This window comes from Halorubrum sp. SP9 (assembly GCF_005435015.1).
Taxonomy (GTDB): Archaea; Halobacteriota; Halobacteria; order Halobacteriales; family Haloferacaceae; genus Halorubrum; species Halorubrum sodomense.
The window spans coordinates 1-22869 of record NZ_SGXU01000029.1 but is presented as its reverse complement, the minus strand read 5'-3'; the positions used below and the strand labels follow the sequence as shown (position 1 = coordinate 22869).

The 22869-nt window shown below is 66.9% G+C and carries 20 protein-coding genes, 1 tRNA gene and 2 pseudogenes; 11 read left to right on the top strand and 12 right to left on the bottom strand.

What is annotated here, in order from left to right; all coding sequences use genetic code 11:
* Positions 1-2: 2 nt before the first annotated feature.
* Positions 3-1160, bottom strand: a pseudogene (locus tag EXE45_RS13390) (sensor histidine kinase).
* 144 nt (positions 1161-1304) lie between these two features.
* On the opposite strand from EXE45_RS13390, the gene EXE45_RS13385 reads away from it, so the two are divergent.
* Entirely contained in the window at positions 1305-2381 is a 1077-nt protein-coding gene (locus tag EXE45_RS13385) for a zinc-dependent alcohol dehydrogenase family protein (RefSeq protein ID WP_137694622.1), read from the top strand.
* Between the two features lie 3 nt (positions 2382-2384).
* On the opposite strand, the gene EXE45_RS13380 is transcribed toward EXE45_RS13385, so the two are convergent.
* The 5 genes from EXE45_RS13380 to EXE45_RS13360 all read right to left on the bottom strand — a co-directional run bounded on the left by EXE45_RS13380 (position 2385) and on the right by EXE45_RS13360 (position 6708).
* Positions 2385-3311, bottom strand: a complete 927-nt coding sequence (locus EXE45_RS13380; protein WP_137694621.1) for an amino acid ABC transporter permease — start codon at positions 3309-3311, stop codon at positions 2385-2387.
* A complete protein-coding gene (locus tag EXE45_RS13375) occupies positions 3311-4057 on the bottom strand; it encodes an amino acid ABC transporter ATP-binding protein (RefSeq protein WP_092923551.1) in 747 nt (248 codons plus the stop codon). The genes EXE45_RS13380 and EXE45_RS13375 overlap by 1 nt, the downstream gene beginning before the upstream one ends.
* The gene (locus EXE45_RS13370) at positions 4054-4884 is read right to left on the bottom strand and encodes an amino acid ABC transporter permease (protein WP_092923554.1); all 831 of its coding nucleotides are present in this window, start codon (positions 4882-4884) and stop codon (positions 4054-4056) included. The genes EXE45_RS13375 and EXE45_RS13370 overlap by 4 nt, the downstream gene beginning before the upstream one ends.
* 1 nt (position 4885) lies before the next feature.
* Complete coding sequence (locus tag EXE45_RS13365) at positions 4886-5689, bottom strand: basic amino acid ABC transporter substrate-binding protein (protein WP_092923557.1); 804 nt, start codon at positions 5687-5689, stop codon at positions 4886-4888.
* 122 nt (positions 5690-5811) lie between these two features.
* Positions 5812-6708, bottom strand: coding sequence for a COX15/CtaA family protein (locus tag EXE45_RS13360; RefSeq protein ID WP_137694620.1), 897 nt, complete (start codon positions 6706-6708; stop codon positions 5812-5814).
* Positions 6709-6950: 242 nt separating this feature from the next.
* Here EXE45_RS13360 and EXE45_RS13355 point away from each other — a divergent pair, with 242 nt between their 5' ends.
* On the top strand, positions 6951-8453 hold the full coding sequence (locus EXE45_RS13355) for an MATE family efflux transporter (protein WP_137694619.1): 1503 nt from the start codon (positions 6951-6953) through the stop codon (positions 8451-8453).
* A 46-nt stretch (positions 8454-8499) separates the two neighbouring features.
* Here EXE45_RS13355 and EXE45_RS13350 read toward each other — a convergent pair whose 3' ends face one another.
* The gene (locus tag EXE45_RS13350; RefSeq protein WP_092923566.1) at positions 8500-8955 is read right to left on the bottom strand and encodes a DUF5814 domain-containing protein; all 456 of its coding nucleotides are present in this window, start codon (positions 8953-8955) and stop codon (positions 8500-8502) included.
* 160 nt (positions 8956-9115) lie between these two features.
* On the opposite strand from EXE45_RS13350, the gene EXE45_RS13345 reads away from it, so the two are divergent.
* From EXE45_RS13345 to EXE45_RS13330, 4 genes are all read left to right on the top strand, one after another.
* Positions 9116-9188: transfer RNA gene (locus EXE45_RS13345), tRNA-His, on the top strand.
* Positions 9189-9663: 475 nt separating this feature from the next.
* A complete protein-coding gene (locus EXE45_RS13340; protein WP_137694618.1) occupies positions 9664-10899 on the top strand; it encodes an RNA-guided endonuclease TnpB family protein in 1236 nt (411 codons plus the stop codon).
* 131 nt (positions 10900-11030) lie between these two features.
* Positions 11031-12497: an HPP family protein gene (locus EXE45_RS13335; RefSeq protein WP_137694617.1), complete on the top strand. Its 1467-nt coding sequence runs from the start codon at positions 11031-11033 to the stop codon at positions 12495-12497.
* Positions 12498-12606: 109 nt separating this feature from the next.
* A complete protein-coding gene (locus EXE45_RS13330; protein WP_137694616.1) occupies positions 12607-13266 on the top strand; it encodes an HAD family hydrolase in 660 nt (219 codons plus the stop codon).
* Positions 13267-13374: 108 nt separating this feature from the next.
* Here EXE45_RS13330 and EXE45_RS13325 read toward each other — a convergent pair whose 3' ends face one another.
* Positions 13375-14235, bottom strand: coding sequence for a CPBP family intramembrane glutamic endopeptidase (locus tag EXE45_RS13325; protein WP_137694615.1), 861 nt, complete (start codon positions 14233-14235; stop codon positions 13375-13377).
* Positions 14236-14561: 326 nt separating this feature from the next.
* On the opposite strand from EXE45_RS13325, the gene EXE45_RS13320 reads away from it, so the two are divergent.
* The 3 genes from EXE45_RS13320 (at position 14562) to asd (ending at position 16658) form a co-directional block, all read left to right on the top strand.
* Entirely contained in the window at positions 14562-14837 is a 276-nt protein-coding gene (locus EXE45_RS13320; protein ID WP_092923645.1) for a DUF433 domain-containing protein, read from the top strand.
* A gap of 17 nt (positions 14838-14854) precedes the next feature.
* Positions 14855-15202, top strand: a complete 348-nt coding sequence (locus EXE45_RS13315) for a DUF5615 family PIN-like protein (protein ID WP_241989485.1) — start codon at positions 14855-14857, stop codon at positions 15200-15202.
* A 409-nt stretch (positions 15203-15611) separates the two neighbouring features.
* Positions 15612-16658: an aspartate-semialdehyde dehydrogenase gene (gene asd / locus EXE45_RS13310; RefSeq protein WP_137694614.1), complete on the top strand. Its 1047-nt coding sequence runs from the start codon at positions 15612-15614 to the stop codon at positions 16656-16658.
* A 433-nt stretch (positions 16659-17091) separates the two neighbouring features.
* Here the strand turns inward: asd and EXE45_RS13305 are convergent, their stop codons facing one another.
* Positions 17092-19086, bottom strand: coding sequence for a 3-hydroxyacyl-CoA dehydrogenase/enoyl-CoA hydratase family protein (locus EXE45_RS13305; protein ID WP_137694613.1), 1995 nt, complete (start codon positions 19084-19086; stop codon positions 17092-17094).
* Positions 19087-19227: 141 nt separating this feature from the next.
* Here EXE45_RS13305 and EXE45_RS13300 point away from each other — a divergent pair, with 141 nt between their 5' ends.
* Positions 19228-19824 carry a DNA-3-methyladenine glycosylase gene (locus EXE45_RS13300; RefSeq protein ID WP_137694612.1) on the top strand — a complete coding sequence of 199 codons (597 nt, stop codon included), beginning with the start codon at positions 19228-19230 and terminating at the stop codon, positions 19822-19824.
* Between the two features lie 18 nt (positions 19825-19842).
* Here the strand turns inward: EXE45_RS13300 and EXE45_RS19665 are convergent, their stop codons facing one another.
* The 3 genes from EXE45_RS19665 to EXE45_RS13290 form a co-directional block, all read right to left on the bottom strand.
* Positions 19843-20106, bottom strand: a complete 264-nt coding sequence (locus EXE45_RS19665) for a hypothetical protein (RefSeq protein WP_158294269.1) — start codon at positions 20104-20106, stop codon at positions 19843-19845.
* 24 nt (positions 20107-20130) lie between these two features.
* Positions 20131-20577 (bottom strand): hypothetical protein, encoded by a 447-nt coding sequence (locus tag EXE45_RS13295; RefSeq protein WP_137694611.1) that lies wholly within the window; start codon positions 20575-20577, stop codon positions 20131-20133.
* A gap of 126 nt (positions 20578-20703) precedes the next feature.
* Positions 20704-22059, bottom strand: coding sequence for a RimK/LysX family protein (locus EXE45_RS13290; protein ID WP_174549018.1), 1356 nt, complete (start codon positions 22057-22059; stop codon positions 20704-20706).
* 162 nt (positions 22060-22221) lie between these two features.
* Between EXE45_RS13290 and EXE45_RS13285 the strand changes: the two are divergent.
* Positions 22222-22869 (top strand): annotated as a pseudogene (locus EXE45_RS13285) (translation initiation factor eIF-2B); the annotation flags it as partial.

Below are 22869 nucleotides of genomic sequence, written 5' to 3'. Positions count from 1 at the left end.
GGCTACCGCTCTCCGCCGCCGCTGACCGGAGCCGAGTTCGGGTCAGAGTCGCGTTCGCTCGCCTCGGGGGCGTCGAGCGAATCGCCGACGACGAACTCGAACCGCGCGCCGCCCTCGCGGCCCTCCGCCACCGACACCGTCCAGTCGTGCGCCTCCGCGATCCGCTCGACGATCGCCAGTCCGAAGCCGGTGCCGTCGGGCGCCGTCGTGTGGCCCGGCTCGAAGACGGCCTCCCGCTGCTCGGGGTCGATCCCCGGGCCGTCGTCCGCGACGTAGAACCCGTCCTCCGTCCGCCCGACCCGGACGCGGACCGCGGCGTCGTCGGGTTCCGTCGGGGCGCCGTCCGCGTTCGGTCCCGCACGCGGCGCGAACGTGCCGGGCGCGACGCCGTCTCCGGGCGCCGACTCGTCGTCGATACCGGCGTCCGCCGGTTCGTCCCCGTCGGGCACGCCATGTTCGATCGCGTTCCGGAAGAGGTTCTCGAGGGCCTGTCAGAGCCTGTCGGCGTCGCACGGGACCGTCGGGAGCGCCCCGTCGACGACGAGCGCGGCGTCGGCCGGTTCGCCGGCGGTCCCCCACGCGCTCTCGACGACCGATCGCAGGTCGGTCGGCTCCGTCGACTGGACCGTCTGCCCCTCCCGGGCCAGCGTCAGGAGGTCGCCGACGAGGTCGTCCATGCGGTCGAGCGCGTCGAGGGCGCGGTCCAACCGCTCGCTCGACGCCTCGCCGTCGAGCTCGTCGGCCAGCTCGACGTTCCCGACCGCGACGGAGAGCGGGTTCCGGAGGTCGTGGCTCACGACGCTCGCGAACTCCTCGAGCCGTTCCCGCTGTCGCTCCGGCCGCCGCCGTCGCTCCACGCGGTCGTCCGCGAGGAAGAGGTATCCGACCACGTCGCCGCCCTCGGTCGTCCGCCCGCGCTCGTGGACCCACTGTGGCTCCCCGTGGGGCCCGACCCGATACACGACGTCGACCGGGCCCGCTTCCAGCGCCTCTCGGAGCCGGTCGCAGTCCTCGTCGACCACGCAGTCGAACCACCCGCCGTCCGGCCGTTGCGGTGCGTCGAGCCCCGGCTCCCCGGACGCCTCGACCACCAACCGGGACGGGTCGCCCTCGGGGCGACGGTACGCTATCCCGGGGCGCCGTTCCATGGGTCGCGGCACGTGTCACCGAGGCGACTCGGCCAGGATAAATCTTACTCGGCTATCACTTGTCAGACGCTGAGATAAAGTTCCCGGCTCGCGAAATAATCGATAGCGGGCGGGATCGCCGGGAGAACTTTGTCGCGTCCGCCGATCGATCGTCGCATGCGCGCAGCGATCCTGCGGGAGTACGGCGAACCGCTCGAGATTCGGACGGTTCCCGACCCCGGACCCGAGCCCGACGGCGCCGTCGTCCGCGTCGACGCCTGCGGCGTCTGCCGCAGCGACTGGCACGCCTGGGCCGGCCACGGCGAGTGGGCGGACGATCGGGTGCCGCGCGGACAGATACTCGGCCACGAGCCGGCCGGCGAGGTCGTCGCCGTCGGCCGCGAGGTCGAGCGATTCCGAGCGGGCGACCGGGTTGTCGTCCCCTTCTCGCTCGGCGACGGTACCTGCCAGTACTGCCGTCGCGGGGCCGGGAACGTGTGCGAGGGCGGCCGCGCGTTGGGGTTCGAGCCGGAGGCGCCGGGCGCGTTCGCGGAGCGCGTGGCCGTCCCGACGGCCGACTACAACCTCGTCGAGCGCCCCGAGTGGCTCGACGCGACCGCGGCGGCGGCGCTCGGCTGCCGGTACATGACCGCGTATCACGCGCTCGCGGAGCGCGCGACCGTCGGCGGCGGCGACGCCGTCGCGGTCCACGGCTGCGGGGGCGTCGGGCTCTCCGCGGTCCAGATCGCCGCGGCGCTCGGCGCGCGCGTCGTCGCGGTCGACGTCGACGACGACGCCCTCGCGCTCGCGACCGAGTTCGGCGCGGACGCCGCCGTGAACCCGGCGTCGCTCCCGGAAGAGAGCTCCGTCCCCGAGCGCGTCCGCGCGCTTACCGACGGCGGCGCAGACGTCTCGCTCGACGCCCTGGGGATCGCGGAGACCTGCCGTAACTCCGTCCGGTCGCTGCGGCCGCGCGGCACGCACGTCCAGGTCGGGCTCACGACGGACGCCGAGCGCGGCGAGGTGTCGCTGCCGACGGACTGGATGACGCGGTGGGAGATCTCCTTCCTCGGGTCGCGGGGGATGCCGCCGACGAGCTACCCGGACCTGTTCGCGCTGATCGAGGCGACGGGGATCGACCCCGGCGCGCTCGTCGCCCGCGAACTGTCGCTGTCGGAGGTCTCGGACCGGATAGCCGCCATGGACGAGTACGACGTGCGGGGCGTCGAGGTCGTCACCGACTTCGGCGGCTGACCGTCAGCGCTCCCGATCCGCGCCGAGCCCGGGGATCGCGACCCGGTCGTCGACGCGCTCCATGAACTTCGACGCCGTGAGCACGAGCGCGAGGTACATCGCGCCGAGCACGAGGAAGACGGTGGTGTACCGGAAGGTCTCCGTCGCGACCCGGTTCGCCAAGTAGTACAGCTCCGGGACCGTAATAAAGCCCGCGAGCGACGAGTACTTGATCAGGTAGACGAACTCGTTCGTCCACGAGGGGATCGCGTACCGGAGCGCCTGCGGAAGCACCACGTAGTATATCGACTCGAGCTTCGAGAGCCCGATCGCCCGCCCCGCGGTGATCTGTCCCTCGTCGACGCTCTCGACCGCCCCGCGGATGTACTCGGCCTGGTAGGCGGCCCCGTTGAGGGTGAACCCGAGGATCGCGACCCAGACCACGTCGCGGGGAAACACGCCCGACAACGCCGCGGGCACGGACGCCGCGAGGTTCAGCCCGTAGTAGAGCACGAACAGCTGCGCGAGCAGCGGCGTCCCGCGCAACAGCTCGGTGTACCCCAGCGAGAGCCACGCCGAGAACCGGCCGTACACCCGCGCGACCGCCAGCGGCACGGCGATGAAGAAGCCGCAGACGAGGCTCGCGCCGGTGATGACCACCGTGAGCCACGTCCCCTGTGCGAGGGTCGGCGTGAGCCCGACCACGAACGCGACGTCGGGCGCAACCGCGGCGAGCCCCGGCACCGCGGCGAGCGCGCCCTCGACGGCGTCCGGCGCGACGAGCGGCTCGCCGACCGGGGCGATCACGCCGCCGAGCCATCGGTTGACCCAGCTGACGACGAGCCAGCCCCAGAACAGCGCCCCGGCGGCGACGAGGAGGATTCGACCGACAGACGGGTCCGTATCGGCCACGCGCTCGCCGACCGTCCGCAGTCGCGTCGCCCCCGCCATCAGTCGTGGCTCGCGATGCGTTCGAGGAAGCGACCGGTTCGCTCCTTCTCGGGGCGTTCGAACAGCTGCTCCGGCGGGCCGCGCTCGACGACCCGCCCGTCGTCCAAGAACACGACCTCGTCGGCGACCGCCCGCGCGAAGCTCATCTCGTGGGTGACGACGAGCATCGTCATCCCCTCGTCGACCAACGCGCGCATCACCTCCAACACCTCGCCGATGAGCTCGGGGTCGAGCGCGCTCGTCGGTTCGTCGAACAGCATGAGCTTCGGCTCCATCGCCAACGCGCGGGCGATCCCGACGCGCTGCTGTTGGCCGCCCGACAGCTCCGCCGGGTACGACTCGAGCTGGTCGGCGAGGCCGACGCGCTCGAGCTGCGAGGTCGCACGCTCGCGGGCCTCGGCCGCTGAGAGTCCGAGCACGCGGCGCGGCCCGAGCGCGACGTTCCCGAGCGCGCTCAGGTGCGCGAACAGGTTGAAACTCTGGAACACCATGCCGACCTCGCGCCGGAGCCTGTCGACGTCGGTGTCGGGCGAGAGCACCTCCTCGCCGTCGAGGGTGATCGACCCCTCCTGCGCCTCCGCGAGCCGGTTGACACAGCGCAGCATCGTGGACTTCCCGGAGCCGGACGGGCCGATCAGCACGGTCACGTCGCTGCGGTCCATCTCGAAGGAGACCTCGTCGAGCACCTGCTCGTCGCCGTACCACTTCGAGACGTCGTTCACGCGGAGGAAGACGTCGTCACTCACGTCGACTCGCCCTCCGGGATCGCGTACCGGGTACCGAGGTAATCGAGCGCGCGGTTCGTCGTGAACGTGAGGACGAAGTAGATGCCACTGATGAACAGGATGACTTCGAGGACCGCGGTCGTCTGCTGCGTGAACAGGTCGTACCCGCGGGTCAGAAGCTCCGCGAGCCCGATCGCGAAGACGATACTCGTGTCCTTCAACACGATGGTGAACTCGTTTTGGAACCCCGGAATCGACCGCCGGAGCGCCTGCGGGACGACGACGTATCGAATCGACTCGAACCGCGAGAGCCCGACGGCCCGGCCCGCCTCCAGCTGGCCGTCGTCGACGCTCCCGAGCGCCGCGCGGAAGATCTGCGACTGGTACGCCGCGCTCCGCAGCCCCAGCCCCGCGATCCCCGCCGAGACCGCCGGCGAGATCGACCCGATACCGAGGTTCACCTGCGGGACGCCGACGACGAAGTAGATCACGAGGAGGATGACGACGATGGGCGTCCCGCGGAGGACGACGCCGACCGTCTCCACGAGCCGCTTCCAGCGCCCGTCGCCGTACACCTCCACCGCGCCGGCCGGGAAGCCGACGAGGAATCCGAGCAGGATCGACGCGACGGTGAGCCCGACGGTCAACAGGAGGCCGCCGCCGAGGTAGTCGACGTTCCGGAGGACGAACCACCAGTCGGCGGGGTCGCCGACGAGCCACCAGTCGATCGACTCGCTCACGGATCCGACTGTAGCGGCCGTCAGCGGCGTCTCACCGGCGGCAGTACTCGGGGCGAGAGCGCCGAGGCTGTCCGCCGCGGCGAGCGCGAGCGACCCCGGGGCCGACATCCTACTCCTGCCCGAACCAGGTGTTGGTTATCTCCTGGTACGTCCCGTCGTCGCGGACGGTCGCGAGCCCGTCGTTGAGCGCGGACTGTAACTCGGACTCGCCCTGCCGGAGGCCGAAGCCGAACCGCTCGCCCGTCTCCTCGACGAACGCGACCGTCACGTCGCGGTTCGCGGCGAACGTCTCCGCGACCGGGTTGTCGACGACGACGGCGTCGATGTTCCCGTTCACGAGGTCCTCGACCGCGAGGACGTAGCTGTCGTACGTCGAGAAGTTGCTCTCCGGGATGATCCCCTCCCCGACGAGGTTCGACTGTACCTGATCGGCGCCGGTGGTCCCGGACTGGGCGCCCACGCGGACGCCCTCGAAGTCCGCCCACCCCGACGGCTGGAAGTCGCCGCCCTCGCGGACGAGGATCGCCTGATCGGACTCCCAGTAGGGATCCGAGAAGGCGATCGTCTGCCGGCGCTCCTCGTTGATGGTCATCGCGGCGGCGATGACGTCGATCTCCTCGTTCTGCGTGAGCGCGGGGATCAGCCCGTCGAAGTCGAAGGTGGCCCACTCGCCGAGCTCGTAGTCGGTCTCGGCGACGACCGCCTCCAGCAGGTCGATGTCGAACCCGACCAGCTCGCCGTCCCGCCGCATCTCGAACGGCGGGAAGCCGGGCGCGGTGCCGGGGGTGATCGTCATGCTGCCCTCGCTCTCGCCGAGGCAGCCGGCGAGGCCGGTCAGTCCGACGGCGGCCGATCCGCCGGTCAGTTTCAGGTACGTCCGACGGCTCACGTCGCCTTGGGTACGGCGTGTCATACCCGTGCGAGTACGGCGAGCGATTTCAACCTTTCCTCCCTCGGGCAGGGTCAACCCGTCTCTGGGGGTCGGACATCGCCTTTGCCGAGGTGGCTCACAAAAGCTCGGCCGCGCGGCGCCGGTCAGTCGCCGCCGATCGGGACGGAGCCGTCGCGCATCCCGTCGGCTCCGCGGAGGGTCCACGCCGCGCCCGCGGCCAGCGCGACCGCCACGCCCAGCGCGACGAGGTTGATCTGCTGCCAGACGACGGTGTAGAGGACGAGGTCGCGGCCGAGCAGCAGCGTGCCGACGAGCGCGGTCATGGACCCGACGGCGAGCGCGCGGACGGTGCCCGCGGTGTCGGCGTCGAGGCCGGGGTACCCCGACCGGACCGCCTCCGTCGCGTACGCGACCGTCGCGACGAGCCCGAGGTGGCCGGCGAGCCCGGTGGCGTAGAAGGCGGCCTGCGCGGGCGGCGCGTAGGTGAGGAACGGCACCGCGCGCGAGAACACCGCGCTGGCGACGATCCCCGCGACCGCGACGCCCGCGGCGGCCCGTAGTAGCCGAGCGTTCCCTCGGCCGCCGCCCCAGATGGTCGCCAGCCCGAGCAGCGTGAAGATGGTCAGCGCCACGATCAGGTGCGCGGCGTGGGTCGACACCGTGTACCCGCCGGGAACGAGTCCGCCGAGGGTGACGGTGATGGCGCCGACGGTGATCTGAATCGGGAGTATCGCGACCGCCAGCGTCGCCGCCAGCCGAGTCCGGCGCTCGAACCCGGAGCCGAGCCACGTCCACCCGGCGACGCCGACGATAAGGAACCCGGTCACCATCGCCCACGCCCGGTGGAACCACTCGATGAAGTCGGGGTTGATCGTCAGCGCCGGGATGAGCTGGTCGGAACACAGCGGCCACTGGGCCTGGCACGCCAGCCCGGAGCCGGTCGCCGCGGTGTAGACGCCGAGCGAGAAGAGGACGAGCGTCATCCCCGTCGTCGCCGCCGCGTATCGCCTGAACGTTAGCCACGCGGGCCGAAGACTCATTGGCCGAATTCGGGTGCGCGCGCACTTAGACCGTTCGGCCGCTCCCCGTGACCGGGAAGCTCGAATGCCCCTCGCTCCCGGGAAGCGCGCGTCTCGCCCGCCGGCTTCCGAACGCTTTTGACTGACCAGTCAGTCAGTATTGGCAGGTACCGAATGGACGACACGGAACGACCGCTCCCCGACGCCGCGTACAGCCCCCTCCGCGAACGCGACGACGCGACCCCTTCGGCGGTGAGCCGCTGATGGGGCTTCGCGACTCGGTCGACTCGCTGTTCAAGAGCGCCGACGAGCTCGACCTCACCTCGGGCGACATCGGGTGGCCGCTGTTCTTCCTCTCCTTGCCGATCGTCGTCCAGAACCTCTTTCAAGTGCTGTACAACCTGGCCGACACCTTCTGGCTCGGCCGCTACAGCACCGAGGCGCTGTCCGCGATCACGTTCGCGTTCCCCGTCGTCTTCCTGATGATCTCGCTGGCGCTCGGCGTCTCCGTCGCGGGGAGCGTCCTCGTCGCGCAACACACCGGCGCCGGCAACGAGGAGCGCGCCGCGTACGCCGCCTCGCAGACGATGGCGTACGCGGCCGTCATCTCCGTCGTGCTGGGCGTGTTGGGATACGTCTTCGTCGACGACGTCACCGCGCTCCTCGGGGTGAACGAGACCGTGGCGCCGCTCGTGGTCGAGTACATGCGCGTCTACGCCGTCGGCCTCTTCGCCGTCTTCGGGTTCGCGGTGTTCATGTCGCTGATGCGCGGCTACGGCGACACGGTGACCCCGATGTACGTCATGGCCGGGTCGGTGGTCCTCAACATCCTCCTCGACCCGATCTTCATCTTCGGGTTCGACGCGAACCCGCTGTTCGGCTTCCTCGGACTCGGCGGGCTGGAGGCCGCGGCGTTCGACGCGACCGGGTTCGCCGGCTGGGGGATCGCCGGCGCCGCGATCGCGACCGTCGGCTCGCGGGCGCTCGCGCTCCTCGTCGGACTTCAGATCATGTTCCGCGGCGACCGGGGCGTTCGGATCCGGCTCTCGGAGATGCTTCCGGACCCGGAGTTCGGCAAGACCGTCCTCGGTATCGGCCTGCCGGCTTCCGCGGAGGGGGCGGCGCGGTCGGTGTCCATCACCGCGCTGCTCGTCGTGGTCGCGAACTTCCCGAACGCGGTCAGCGGGGCGTACGGCATCGGGACGCGGATCTTCTCGGTGATCTTCCTGCCGGCGCTCGCCGTCTCGCAGGGGATCGAGACGATGACCGGACAGAACATCGGCGCGGAGGAGCTGGACCGCGCCGCCGAGACGAACCACTTCGGCGCGCGCGCCATGCTTGTCCTGCTCACGGCCGGCGGCGGGATCATCGTCCTCGCCGCGCGGCCGATCGCCGGCGTCTTCTCCCCGGACCCGGCCGTGGTCGACCACGCGACGACGTTCCTCCGCGTGAGCGGCCTCTCGTTCGGATTCATCGGCGCCATGCGCGCGTACACCGGCGGCTTCCGCGGCGCCGGCCACACGATGATCGCGGCCGTCATCTCGCTGATCACGCTCGGTTTCGTCCGCCTCCCGGTCGCGTGGGTCGCCGCCGGTTCCCTCGGCGCGATGGGGCTGTGGATCTCGTTCCCGATCTCGAACGTCGTCGGCGGGATCGTCGCGTACCTCTGGTTTAAACGCGACACCTGGCGCGACGGGAACCTCACCGAGGAGGAGCCGGCGGCCGAGGAGATCGGATCCGGCGTCGCGTCGCCCGACAACGACTGACAGGAGCGGCGGTGTCGGGGACCGAGCGCGCCGGCTTCGCGCCGCGCTATCCCGAAAGCTCTCGCTTCGCCGTCCGCGCTCGCTCGGACATCTCCTCGTTGCCGTCGACGTCGGCGAGCGTCTCGACGGCCTCGAGCTTCCTGACGGAGTCGTCGAGGAAGGAGAGCACGTCGCCGGTGTACGCGTACACCATGTAGTCGTCGGTCATCACGTCGACGATGGCCTGCGGGCCCAACCCCTCCGCGCGCAGTTCGAGGACGTAGCGCATGAACTTCTCCTCGGGACAGCCGCAGTAGGGGTTCGCGTCGCAGTCGCAGTCGAGGAAGTCCTCGGCGAAGTCGAGGACGCGGTCGCGGGTCGTCTCGTCGAGCTTCGAGAGACCGTCGCCGGTGAAAAGCAGATCGAGCGTGGCGCCGGCGAACGCTCCCTTCGGGATGTTCGTCTCCAGCTGGGAGGCGAGCTGGCGGTGGTTCTTCACGTAGATCTTGTCGGTAAAGGCCACGGTTACGCTCCGATACGCCGGGGATCCTGAAAAGCGGCGCGGTGATCGGGAAGGCGAGCGACGCGTCGTTCGGCCGCGCCGCCTCGGACGCCACTCGATGCCACGCCCGTCCGGGAGTCGTAACCGTTATTTACCGAAGCGGGGTACTTTGCGACGCGTGTCCGGGTTAGGGTAGTGGACTATCCTTCAGCCTTGTGGAGGCTGAGACGCGGGTTCGATTCTCGCACCCGGACCTACACGGCGGAGCCGTGTTGCGTTTTCACCGGTTCTCGACACAACGAGAACCATCCGTCTCAAGTCAAAAAGGCGGGTCTCCGGGTGGTCCCCAAACCGTCCGAAGAATACCTGTCACCGACTCCCGAGAACACCTCATCGGCCGGAGTAATCGCAGCTTTCGATTACAACGGTAGCGAGGCGAATTCATCCGTTTACCTGAATTGAGGCGCTAAGGCCCCTTCCTCAACGAACGAGCGAAGAGAGTGAGTAGGGAGGGGATACAGCGCCGCACGGTTCTCAAACACGTTCGACGCTCGGCCCACAGACCCACGCAATCGAAACAACCATACGCATAGATACGCATAATACGTATGTAGTGAGGCGGAAGAACATCACCATCCGCGAAGACCAAGCCGAGTGGGTCGAGGAGAACCATCTTAACCTCTCGTCGTTCGTTCGCGGACAACTTGACGAACTCATCGAAGAACGCTCGTGAACTACAACTACAGGTATCGACTCCGACCGTCCGACGCTCTCGAAGAACAGTTAGCGTGGACTGTCGATACCTGTAGACAGGTCTACAACCACTTTCTCCACCGACTCAACCGCACCGACGACACCTCGGCGTACTCTGAGCAGAAGCTCCTGCCGAGTCTCAAGAAGTGGTGGAGCGACCTGAAAGGCGTTCACTCGAAGGTACTACAGAAGGTCGTACAACGGCTGTACGATAACCTCTCGACACTACGAGAGCGCAAAGAGAAGGGCTACCGCGTCGGGACGCTCAAGTGGAAGGCACCGGGCGAGTACCGCAGTTTCACCTACAGTCAATCCGGCTTCAAGCTCAAGAACACGGGCGGTCGGACGCGACTGTGGCTCTCAAAACTCGGAGAAATCCCCCTCACCTTCCACCGCGACCTCCCCGACGACGCTGACATTAAGACCGTCACGGTCAAGCAAGAACCTACCGGGAAGTGGTACGCCATTCTCGGCATCGAGACGCCCGACGACCCGCCGGAGAAGCCGGAGAATCCCGAGAACTGCGTCGGTATCGACGTGGGGATTCTCAAGTACGCTCACGACACCGACGGAACCGCCGTCGAATCCCTCGACCTGTCCAACGAACGCGAACGTTTGGAACGCGCACAGCGCGACCTCTCGCGGAAACAGCACGGGTCGGACAATTGGGAGAAACAGCGTCGGGTTGTGGCAGAACGCCACGCCGAGTTGAAGAACAAGCACCGCGACTTCCTTCACAAGCTCTCGAACTACTACGCTCGGGAGTACGACTTGGTGGCCGTCGAGGACTTGGACGCGAAGGGGTTGGTCGAACTACCGGGCAACTCGCGGAACCGGGCAGGTGCGGCGTGGGGGACGTTCCTGCGGATGCTCAAATACAAGTGCGAACGCGAAGGAACGCACTTCGTTGCTGTGAATCCGCGCGGAACGACGAAAGAGTGTGCGTCCTGCGGCGTTTCGACCGAGAAACCGTTGTGGGTGCGCGAACACTCCTGCCCGGCGTGTGGGTTCGAGGCCGACAGAGACGCGAATGCGGCGTGGAATATTCTTTCTCGCGGTGTGAAGAAGCGGTTAGGAGCGGGACGCTCCGAATCAACGCCTGTGGAGACTGCGCTCCCTGTGTCCTCGGTTGTGGATGCAAAGCGCGTCGTGGAAACAGGAAGCCCCACCCTCAAGCGCGAGGGCGTCAGCCCGAGCGGTAGGGTGGGGTAGTTCACGCGTGAGATGAAGCCGACAACTGAGAATCTATCCGCGTTCCCGCCCGTACTCGGGCTTGGATACTTGGCTGGCTCGTTCGGGTGTTAAGCCGACACTCAAATCAGCCAGCGTGTCAAGACCCACGTATGCGCGATCAGCTCCGACGTCATTATCACTCGATTCGCAATCGAATCCTGCGAATTGAACGACGTGAGGTTCACGAGATCCGTCGGTGGCTCGAGGACACGGAGAATCTGCTTCACTTCTCTGTCGTGGTTATCGTACCGCTTCTCATCGGAGCCATCACGTGGATAGCGAACGTCTCACCGGTCGTGTCCTTTCTCGTTTACCCGCCGCTGGCGTCGGGCACATATACGCTGTTTGCTGACCCTGACGGACCGTACTCCTCGCCAACGACGTTCGTCGGTGGGATGACCGCCGGGGCGCTCAGCGGATGGTTCGCGCTCGAAATCGGAACGCGGTTCTGGTACCAGACTCCGGCCGAGCAGTTCCAGGTACAGGCTGGCGTGGCTGCGTTCGGTATTTTTCTCACCGGGATCGTCACGTGGGTCCTCTCACTCGAAGAACCGACGGCGTTTTCGACGGCGCTTCTCGTCCTCGTCACCGGCTCCGACCGGCTGGCGTACGTCACTGGAATCATCGGAGCGAGTCTACTCATCGCCGGCGCCTTCGTACTCTGGCGGCGGCACTTCTATCACGAGCGCGCCCGCTATCTGTACACGTCCACCCACGGTGACGATCAGATCCTTGTACCTGTCCGTGGCGAGACGTCCGAGTCACTCGCCCTCTTTGCCGCACGTCTCGCGGCCGCCCACGACGCCAGCAAGGTCGTTCTCCTGAGAACAGTCAGTGAGGAGGTCATCGAGGAAACCGAAACGATAGTGGCGGCTACTCAACGGGGGACTGTTCCCGAGGCTCCTGAAGAACCGCCGGACGAAGGCGTAACCCGCGCGGCTGAAGAGTTGGTGACTGAACAGCAACTACAGCGGCTCGAAGGACTCAAAAATCTGGTCGAATCAACCGTCGACGTATCGTGTGAGTTCGTGATCGCCGCGGAGGGAAATTCAGCTGGAGAAACCGTCCTCACGACGGCTGAAGAGGAGAACTGTGATCTGATCGTCTGTCCGTACGACACCGAAGACGGAGGCCCCAGTCCGTTCGTCAGAACGATCCTGAAGGGTAACACGGACTCGATCGTGTTGCGTTCATCGAACGGACGAACGGAGTGGCGGCGCATTCTTGTAATGGCCCGCTCGTCAGGAGAACCCGCCAACGCGATGCTTGACTTCGCGGTTCGACTCCTCCCCCCCGACGGGACGATAAGTGCGTGTACTTGTATTTCACACCAACAGGAGCGTCGGACAGCGGAGATTATGCTTGAGAATCTCGTCGAACAATTTTCGACGGGTATCGAGACTCGCATCAGCGTCGCGTCTGCCGAAGCGTTCCTCGATCGGAACGCATCCTCGTACGACCTAGCAGTTGTCGGGGCGAGCACCGATCGAAGCGTTCTCTCACGAGTCGTGTCCATGCCGACATTCGAGCGCATTCAAGAGGTTGACTGTGACGTCGCAATCGTCCATCGAGCATAGAAAGTCGTCTAACCCCGGTTTCACGAACCCTTCTCTTGGTGGGTTCAAATTGCGATTCGGAACCGTACGCATCAGAAAATTAATCCGACGGCAAAGAATTTCACAACAAGTGACCGAATACGACACAGTTCTTTTCGACAGTGACGGAGTATTAGTTGAGCCACCAACGTATGAAACCAAAGTCGAAGCGACACGAGCGGCTTTCACAGAAGTAGGGGTTAAACGGCCTAAAAACCACCATATCGACGAAATAGTGAATGGCACTACGGTCGAACGGCTTCACCAAATATGTGCCGCCTACGAACTTGACGTGAACACATTTTGGGAAGCCCGTGAGCGTCTCGACGAGGAGTCTCAATTTAAAAAGTTTGAATCAGATTCTCGAACCCGTTACGACGACGTTACGGCTATTTCGGACGTTTCTCAGACCTGTGGCATCGTGAGTAACAACCATCACAGTACGATTGAATTCGTGATGGATTTTTTCGACCTACAATCCACATTCGACACCTATTATGGGCGTGAGAAGACGGTGGAGAGCCTCGACTACAAGAAACCAAACACGCATTATCTCGACTTGGCGCTGTCGGAACTCGGCGGAGAATCCGCGCTCTACGTCGGTGATAGCGAGCACGACGTGATAGCCGCTCATCAAGCGGGTATGGACTCGGTGTTCGTTCGCAGACCCCATTGTACGGACGTGACCCTTTCGACCACCCCCACGTATGAGATAAATAATCTACACGAAATACCCGAGATAGTGGGTTGATCTCGCTGTGAACTACCCCTGTACTCATCGAAGCGACTCACCGCCTCGAGGCGAAACGACGTCAGTCGATTACGGGATGAAACAGCGGTCCGCAGCCGTGGGTAGCGGTCAGGGGAACTCCTCCGGGCTGGAACTGCTGGATCGATAGCGCTCCGACAGGGGTTCAATCGGTGTTCTGGGGGTCATCGAGCGCCCGTACAGACCGATCAAAACAACGGCGATCAGCCACCATGTTCCAGAACCGACGACGAACGCCACCGGCAGTATTTCCTCTGCCATTCCACCGGAACCTTCCAGAACGCTTCCGACGTTGATCGCGGCATGTAAGAACACAGCAGGGATCACTCCGCCGTCGGTAAGGTTGACAAGCGCACCGAGGACAGTTGACGCACCCAAAACGAAGGTCGTGTATTCCACAAGGAACAGCGGATCAAGAGTGAAGTTCGGGTGTCCGAAAAACAGGGGGAGATGCCACACCCACCACAGCACTCCGACGGCGAGACTCGCCGTTAGAACCGATAGCCGCTCTTGGAACCGTGGTTGGAGAAATCCACGCCACCCGAACTCCTCAACACCCCCGAAAAAGACGACGTTGAGTACGAAGAATCCGAACAGTAGAGATAGCGGGGCAGGCGGTGCGTAGCGTACTGATCCGCCGCTGAGCGCGGCGAGTACCGGCTGGAGTTCCCCGACGACGACCGGGAGGGATACCGCGCCGAGGTACACCCACACCGGAAACCGCCACTGAAGTGCCCGCCCGAGCCAATCTCGGGTCGGGACGTCACTCGCCCAGACGACGAGTACCGCTCCGACCGGGAGACCCCACTGTCGCGGGAACGTGTTGATGTAGACCGGCAAGGTCTCCCATAAGCCCATTACGTAGTAGATCGCGTCCCACGACCACGACCAACTGAACACGATGAGGAGGAACGCCGGAACACGGTGTGTGTCGACCCAGGATTGGATCATGGCGAGATCAAAACCACGTACCCTCACAGCGTCCGTTGCTAGGTTTGAAATATAGTTCTTCGCAAGTTCCGTACAAAAGCCCGCAGGTAAATCGGCTACTAACAGATATCTGGTAGAGATACCCTACTGTATCTCGCATGACCTTCCCGAAATTTCTCTCATATCTGGATATCATTTACGAGTGAATTTACTATAACGTAGGTGTGTACGCCCGCGACACTACCGGGCGAGAATCTACTAGTAGGCTCGGTGGACGTGGAACCGGCCGTGTGAGCGACGAGTGACTGCCGAAAAGATATAAACGAGAACGCGACCAACAGAAGCGTATGAGTATTTCCCGCGACGAGAGAGTCCTCGGGGGAGAACCCCGAATCGAGGGGACGAGAGTCGGCGTCCGGCACGTCGCGGCCAGGGTCGTCGATAGCGACCGGTCGCCCGCACACGTCGCAGACCAACTCGAACTCTCCCTCTCCGAGGTGTACGAGGCGCTCTCGTACTACTACGCGCACGTCGAGGAAATGCGTGAGTTCGAGCGTGAAAACGAGGCTGCCTTCGAGCGAATTCACGAGTCATCGCTGAAGCCGAAGGAAACGATTCAGTGACGGGAGCGCGGATTCTCTTGGACGAGCACGTCGGGCGAGTGTTCGAGCGCGTGCTCAGCGAACGGGGCTACGAGGTCGAGCAGGCGAAGGACGTGTTCGGCGAGTTCACGGAAGACGCTGAGTTACTGACGTGGTGCGGCGAGCACGGTGTCGCGCTGATGACGAACAACGCGCGGGACTTCGAGAAACTACACCGGGAGATCGACCACGCCGGGCTACTGCTCTACTACGATCAGAACCGCCCCGACGAGGATCCGGAAGGAGTAGCGCGAGTCGTGGACGAAGTGTTCACCCAGTACGGAGCGACGGACATCGAAAACGAGATGGTTGACCTCGACGAGTGGTACGACTGGCTACACGGGTGACTGACAGTCAACAGTTCGATGCCCGACTCTACAGCGCTACCGCTTTTTGATTCGAAATGTGCGCCCGCGACACTAACGACCGGTCTCATCTCCGGCGGCGTGCCGCGTCGACCGGGAAACCCTCGTGGCGGGCGGTCGCCTGCGCGGCGACGGGCGGGTCGCGTCTGCGACCGGTGTCACGCGCCTGGGTTCTCCGCGCTGTCATCGCTCCCATCGGGGAGTACTCGGGCGGGGACTGACGGCGCGCGGAGGGACGTAGCGACCCGAGGGGCTTAACGGTCCTGTTCGGCGGTGAGGGGGTTCCCGTTCCCCGCTCTCGCCCGTCAGCGGTTCGTCGGCCACGTGGAGCGATCGGTGGTATCGGCGCGTATCCGAACGCACTTACGTCCCTGTCACGGACCCACGCGCAATGACAGTCCGAGTCGGAATCCTCGGCGCGACGGGCGCCGTGGGCCAGCGATTCATTCAGCTGCTCGACGACCACCCGACGTTCGACCTCGCCGCGGTCACCGCGAGTTCGGAGAGCGCGGGCAAGAGCTACCGCGAGGCGGCCAAGTGGCGCGTCGACACCCCCATCCCGGACGACGTCGCGGAGATGGAGGTCGCAGAGACGACGCCAGCGGGCGTCGCGGACGCGGACGTCGACCTCCTCTTCTCGTCGCTCCCTTCCGGGGTCGCGGCCGAAGTCGAACCCGACTTCCTGGAGGCCGGGTACGTCGTCTCCTCGAACTCCTCGAACGACCGCATGGCCGCGGACGTGCCGCTCACGATCCCCGAGATCAACCCCGACCACCTCGACCTGATCGAGGTCCAGCGCGACGAGCGCGGCTGGGACGGCGCCCTCGTGAAGAACCCGAACTGCTCGACGATCACGATGGTGCCGACCCTCGCGGCGATCGACGAGTTCGGCCTCGAAAGCGTTCGCGTCTCGACGCTGCAGGCCGTCTCGGGCGCCGGCTACTCCGGCGTCACCTCGATGGAGATCATCGACAACGCCATCCCGCACATCGGCGGCGAGGAGGACAAGATGGAGACGGAGTCGCGCAAGCTGCTCGGCGAGTTCGACGGCGCCGAGGTCGCGCTCCACGGCGCCGACGTGGCCGCCTCCTGTAACCGGATCCCCACGCTCGACGGCCACCTGGAGAACGTCTTCGCCGAGTTCGCGGCCGACCCCTCCCCCGAGGACCTCCGCGAGGCGATGCGCTCGTTCGAGGGCGCCGGCGACCTCCCGAGTTCGCCGGACCAGCTGATCAAGGTGTTCGGCGACGACGAGCCGGAGCGCCCGCAGCCCCGCCTCGACCGCACGTACGCGGACGGGATGGGGATCGTCGCCGGCGGCGTCCAAGCCACTGAGGCCGGCGCGAAGTACAACTGCCTCGCGCACAACACGATCCGCGGCGCGGCCGGCGCCTCGCTGCTCAACGGCGAGCTGCTCGTCGAGGAAGGGTACGTCTAAGATCGAAGTCGGTCTACGGTCATCGTCGACGGCGACCTCGACTATTTTTAAATAACCAGTAGCGACTGGACCGCGGGTCGCGATTCTAATGTTCCCAGTGGCGCGCGCCTCCGAGTGGCCGCCTCTGGCGGCCACGAGGAGCGCGTGCGAGGGAGTCGGGCGGCCGGAGCGAAGCGGAGGCCGCCCGACGAGGCTGGGGAGGCGTGAGGTGCGGTGCCGGGTGGGAATCGAAGGGGCAGCCGGGAGGACGAAGACGCGCGACGCAAGCACCGCAGGGAGCGAACGGAGTGAGCAACCGAGGAGCGCAGCGAGCGCATCGAGTCCTCCCGGCTGGGGCTTCGGCGGTGTTCTTCGCCACTCGGCGATTACTTAGTTAAAAATAAACGGTCGTCGAGGTGGTCGCCCTCGCCACCACAGCCGACCCACTCGCCTCTTACTTCCCTTCGAACTCGGGCTCGCCGTCGCCCATGAACGCCGTGACCCCCTCCATGAGGTCGTCGGTGTTCATCACGTGGCCGAAGCCCATCGCCTCCACTTCGAGGCCGGCCTCGTTGTCCGTCCGGCCGGCGTGGATCGCGCGCTTCGTGTACTTCTGGGCGATCGGCGGGCCGCCCGCGAGCTGCTCGGCCAGCTCACGCGCCCGCTCGTCGAGCTCGTCGTCCGGGACGACCTCGTTGACGAAGTCGTACTCGGCCATCGTCTCGGCGTCGTAGCGGTCGGCGGTGAGGATGATCTCCTTCGCGCGCCCCTCGCCGACGATCCGGGCGAGCCGCTGGGTGCCGCCCCAGCCCGGGAGGAGGCCGAGGTCGAGCTCCGGCTGTCCCAGTTCAGACCGCTCGGAGGCGATCCGCATGTCCGCCGCGGTCGCCAGTTCCATCCCGCCGCCGAGGCAGTAGCCGTCGATGGCGGCGACCACGGGCTTGTCCGACTCCTCGAGCTTGCCGAACGTCCGCTGGCCCTGTCGTGAGAGCTCGACGGCGTGGATCGGGTCGGCGCCGCCCGCGGCCATGCTCTGGACGTCCGCGCCCGCGGAGAACGCGCGGTCGCCCGCGCCGGACAGCAGGATCGCCCGGACCTCGTCGTCGCCGTCGAGCCGGTCGATCGCCGTCGCGAGCTCGTCGAGCACCTCGTCGCTGATCGTGTTCATCCGGTGCGGGCGGTCGATCTCGACGTGCCCGACCCGGTCTTCGACCGCGACGTTCAGCACCTCGTAGTCGGCGCAGCCCTCGGCGTCGCCCGCGTCGCCGCTCCCGCTACCCGCGTCGGCGCGGAACCCGCCCGCCTCGGCGGCCTCGCGCAGGTAGTCGGTCGCCGCGTAGCGCGCCTCGCCGGTCTCTTCCGCGAGGGCGTCGAGCGTCTCGACGAGCGAGTCGAGCCCCTCGGCGTCGGCCAGCTTCGCCGGGCCGTCGGGGAAGCCGGCGCCGAGCTTGACCGCCTCGTCGATGTCCTCGGCGTCGGCCACGTCGTTCCCGATCAGGCCGGCCGTCTCGTTGGCCATCACCGCGAGCAGGCGGCGACGGACGTCGGCGTCGACCGCGTCGCTCGGGACCTGGGCGCCGTCGCCGTCCTCGTAGTCGTAGAACCCCTTGCCGGTCTTCTTGCCGAGGTCCTCCGCCTCGACCTTCTCCGCTAAGAGCGGGCAGGGGCGATAGGCGTCACCGAGGACCTCGTGCATGTACTCCAACACGTGGTAGCCCACGTCGATGCCCACCTGGTCCGCGAGTTCGAACGAGCCCATCGGGAGGCCCATGTCGAACTTCGTCGTGGAGTCGACCGCCTCCATCGTCGCGTCGCCGGACTCGACGATCCACGCCGCCTCGTTCATCAGCGGGACGAGGATCCGGTTGACGATGAAGCCGGGGCTGTCCTTGCGGACCCTGACCGGGGTCTTCCCCATCGACTCCGCGAGCCCCTCGATCAGGTCGAGCGTCTCGTCGCTCGTGTGCTTCCCGGAGATGACCTCGACGAGGTCCATCCGCACCGGCGGGTTGAAGAAGTGCATGCCGCAGAAGCGCTCGGGGCGGTCGGTGACCTCGGACAGCTCGGTGATGGAGAGGCTGGAGGTGTTGGTGACGAAGACGGCCTCGTCGGGCGCGTGCTCGACGACCTCGTCGTACACGTCCTTCTTGATCGCCATCTTCTCCGGAACGACCTCGACGACCACGTCGGCGCCGTCGAGCGCGTCCTCGAGGTCGACGAACGCCTCGACGCGGTCGAGCGCGGCGTCGGCCTCGTCGTCGCCGATCCGGTCCTTCTCGGCGAGCTTGCCGAGCGACCACTCGATCTGGTCGTATCCCTCCTGAACGAGCTCCTCGTTGATGTCGCGGAGCGACACGTCGTAGCCGGCGAGCGCCGCCACTTCCGCGATGCCGTGGCCCATGTTCCCGGCACCGAGCACCGTCACGCGCTGGACGTCTTCGAGCTGCATACCTGAGGGTCGGAACCGTCATGGTTGAACGTTTCCATCTTCCAAACGCCAAACTCGACGTAAGTTTATTCGGGCGACAGACGCCCGCGCGCAAGCCCCCGAAACCGAACCGCACTCGTACCTGCGGCCCCGCTCACCGACATGGACGACCCCGTCGCGGCGACACTGCGCGAGGACCCGACGATGGCGGCGCTCGTCGACCGGCACGGCCCGCTCGACGTCGCGCCCGCGGACGACGAGTTCGGTCGGCTCTGTACCTCGATCGTGAACCAGCAGCTCTCGACCGCCTCCGCGAACGCGATCCGCGAGCGGTTCGTGGCCGAACTCGACGGCGACGTGACCCCGGAGCGCGTCCTCGCCGCCGACGAGTCGGCGCTACGCGAGGCCGGGCTCAGCGCCACGAAGGTCGAGTACCTGCGGAACGCGGCCGCGGCGTTCCGCGACGGCGACGGCGAGTTCACTCGAGCGGGATTGGCCGGCGTGAGCGACGAGGCGGTCGTCGACCGTCTCACCGAGATCCGCGGCGTCGGCGCGTGGACCGCGCGGATGTACCTCATCTTCGCGCTCGGGCGCGAGGACGTGCTCCCGCTCGGCGACCTCGCGGTGCGGAAGGGGATCGATCGGGCCTACAACGACGGCGAGGAGCTGTCGCGCGCGGAGATGCGCGAGATCGGCGAGGCGTGGCGCCCCTACCGGAGCTACGGCACGCGATACATCTGGGCCGAGTACGAGTCCTGATCCGCCGGCCCGTCGGCGCTACTCGAGGACGACGTGATCCGGGTCACACGACGGACAGAGGCGGGATATTCCGCCCGGGACCTCGAGAAACGCCGTGCCACAGCGGATACACGTCCGCTCTCTGCTGCGCCCCACGACGTTCCCGCCGCCCGCGTCGAAGGGGGATCCGGTCCCGTGGCTCGGGCATTCGTCACAGATGCGCGTGACCGTTCCGGCGGGCTCGGTGAAGCGCTCGTGGCACCGAATACAGGTTCGGGTCCGCTCGTCCGTGACCGCGTTCATGCGTGTTGCGTGATTTCGATCGCGCTATCGGTTTCGGGTCGGGGGCTCCTGTTCGGGCTCGGGGGTCGACGGTCGGTCGTCGGCCGTCGCGTCCTCGCGGTACAGTCGGAGGATCTCTTCGAGGAGGACGGCGTGCCGGTCGCCCGGGACGTACTGGTGGTCGATGAAGTCCTCGGCGTCGCTGAACTTTCCCCTGAGTGCGAGCTTCCGCACGAACGCCACGGACTCGAAGAACGGCGGGCCGTCCGCGTCGGCGTCGCCGCCGAGCTCCCGCTCGGCTTCCGGCATCACTTCCGATTCGATGGCGTCGTAGTCGATCGTCGCCGGGTCGTACTCGTCGAGCGTCCGAGAGAGCACGTAGTCGGCCGAGAAGCGGTAGAACTCCGATTTGCTCTCAAACTCCCCCTCGTCGACGAGCGATTCGATCTCCTCGACCACCGGCTCGGGAAACCGGACCGTACTTTTCACCATATGCCGTGACGTTGACACCCTCGGTCTTATAGTTTGGTCAGACGACCTCGGCGTTCGGCTCGGAGAGGCGCTCGACGTCCGGCTCGGTGACGTCCTCGGCGTCCGGTTCGGCGGCGTCCGAGAAAATCACTCCTCCTCTTCCAGGACCTCCCCGGCCTCGGCGCGCTCCGCCTCGTCGGTGTCGGCGCGGCGGCGCACGTCGACCCGGTAGTCGGTGAGGATGTCGCGGCCGAGCAGCAGCGGGTACTCCATGTGGCCGCGGTCCTCGACGCTCGCGGTGACGGTGTGCTGGTTCCCGCCGATGCCGATGACGAGGTCGACGACCGGGCGGGCCTTTCCCCCCTTCACGCTGCCCGACTTGACCCGCGTCATGCTCTTTATCGGACCGGCGCCGATCTCGGCGGCCAGCTGGGTGTCGATGCTCGTCCGGGTCGCGCCCGTGTCCGACTTCGCGAGCGCCTGCGTGGAGCCGGAGGTGCCGGTGACGACGACCTCCTCGATGTAGCCGATGTCCGGCTGCTCGGTGGGGGTCGGCTTCGGCGCGGGCGCGCAGGAGGGCCGCGAGTCGTCGAGGCGCTCGGCGACGCGCGCGACCGCGTCGTCGTCCACCTCGCCGCCGACCGTCTCGATCGCGAGCCGCGCGATGTGCGGCGCGGGGCTCGTGCCGGTCGCCTCGAAGAGGCCTTTGAAGCCCGCGGTCGGGTTCACCTCCAGCACGTACCAGCCGTCGTACCCCTCGACGAGGTCGACGCCGGCGTAGTCGAGCCCCATCACCTCGGCCGCGTAGAGGGCGGTGTCGGCCGCCTCCTGCGGCATGTCGTCGGTCGCGTCCTCGACCGCGCCGCCGAGCGCGACGTTGGTCCGCCAGTCGCCCTCGGGGGCGTACCGGTACATCGAGCCGACGATCTCGTCGCCGACGACGTACACCCGGAGGTCGCGGTGTTTCTCGTCGTCCCGGTCGATCAGCCGCTGGAGGAACGCCTGGCGGTTCCCCACCTTCGGGTTCACGCGCTCCGTGAGGTCGACCTTCCACGTCCCGCCGCCGTGGGTGCCGATCGCGGTCTTGTACACGCCCACGTCGCCGAACCGCTCGCGGCCCTCGTTGAGGCGGTCGTTCGACAGCGCGAGCAGCGCGTCGGGCACGCGGATGTTCCAGTCCGCGAGCGTCGCGGCCGTGGCGAACTTGTGGATCGACGCGAGCACCGCGTTCGGCTCGTTCAGCATCGGCCGGATGCGCTCGAACGTCGCCGCCAGCCCCAGCAGCTCCGCGGGCTGGTCGGTGTTCGACAGGAGGAGCCGGTTCGCGATCACGTCGACCGCGGGTTCGACCGACACGTCGCCGTCCTCGACGCTGACCGCGGCGTTCTCCTCGCGGAGCCACACCGGCTCGTGACCGAGGTCCTCGACGGCGTTGCAAATTGCCTTCGTCTCCTTGCTGTTGTGCAGCGACAGCACTCCCACCCGAACCGAGTCCGAACTCATGTCCACACCTGCGTGGGCCGAGCTAAAAGGCGCGCCGATCGGTTCGACACGGCGACCGATCGAGGGCCGTCGAGGCCGCGAGCGACGGGTTCCGACCGGCGAGGCGGTCGCGCGGAACCACGGAGGATCACGGTTAACTCCGCGTCCGCCGAACCCCGTCGCGTGACCGACGCAGTCAGGGTCTTCCTCAGACGCCGCGGGAGGGTGTTCCGTCCCGCCTCCCGCGGCGCGACCGAGGAGGGGAGCGAACCGCTCGAAGTCCTCGTGGGGGACGTACTCGCGGGGGAGAGCGACCCCGCCGAGAGCGCGCGCCGGGTTGTCCGCGACGCGACACCCCGAGGGGAGTCCGAACTCGTCCGCCGCGGGGAGCCGCTGTCCGTCTCGGTCGGGGGGACCGACCGGACCCTCTCTCCCTTCCTGTTCGAGGTCGCGGCCGGCGGCACGGCCGACGACGCCCCGCGCGATCCCCCGACCGCCGCGGGCGAGTGGCTGCCGCCGACGGCGTTCCTCCGGCACACGACGGCACCCGGGCTGTGGGAGAGCTACCGCCGTGTCGGCCCCGACGCCGACCTGCTCCGGACCGACCGGACCCACGGCGCGGCGTGGCTCTCCGTTAGGGCGCTGGAAGCGCTGCGCGACCGCGCCGGCGCGGTCGCGTTCGGCGCGCTCGACGGCGGCGTCGACCGGGTCGCGGAGACCGCTCGGGAGCTCCGCGGCGCACGCCCGAGCATGATCGTCGTCCGACACCGGATCGACCGGGTACTGAGCGGGGCGGACCGCGCGCCGGAGGCGGTCCACGACCGCGCCCTC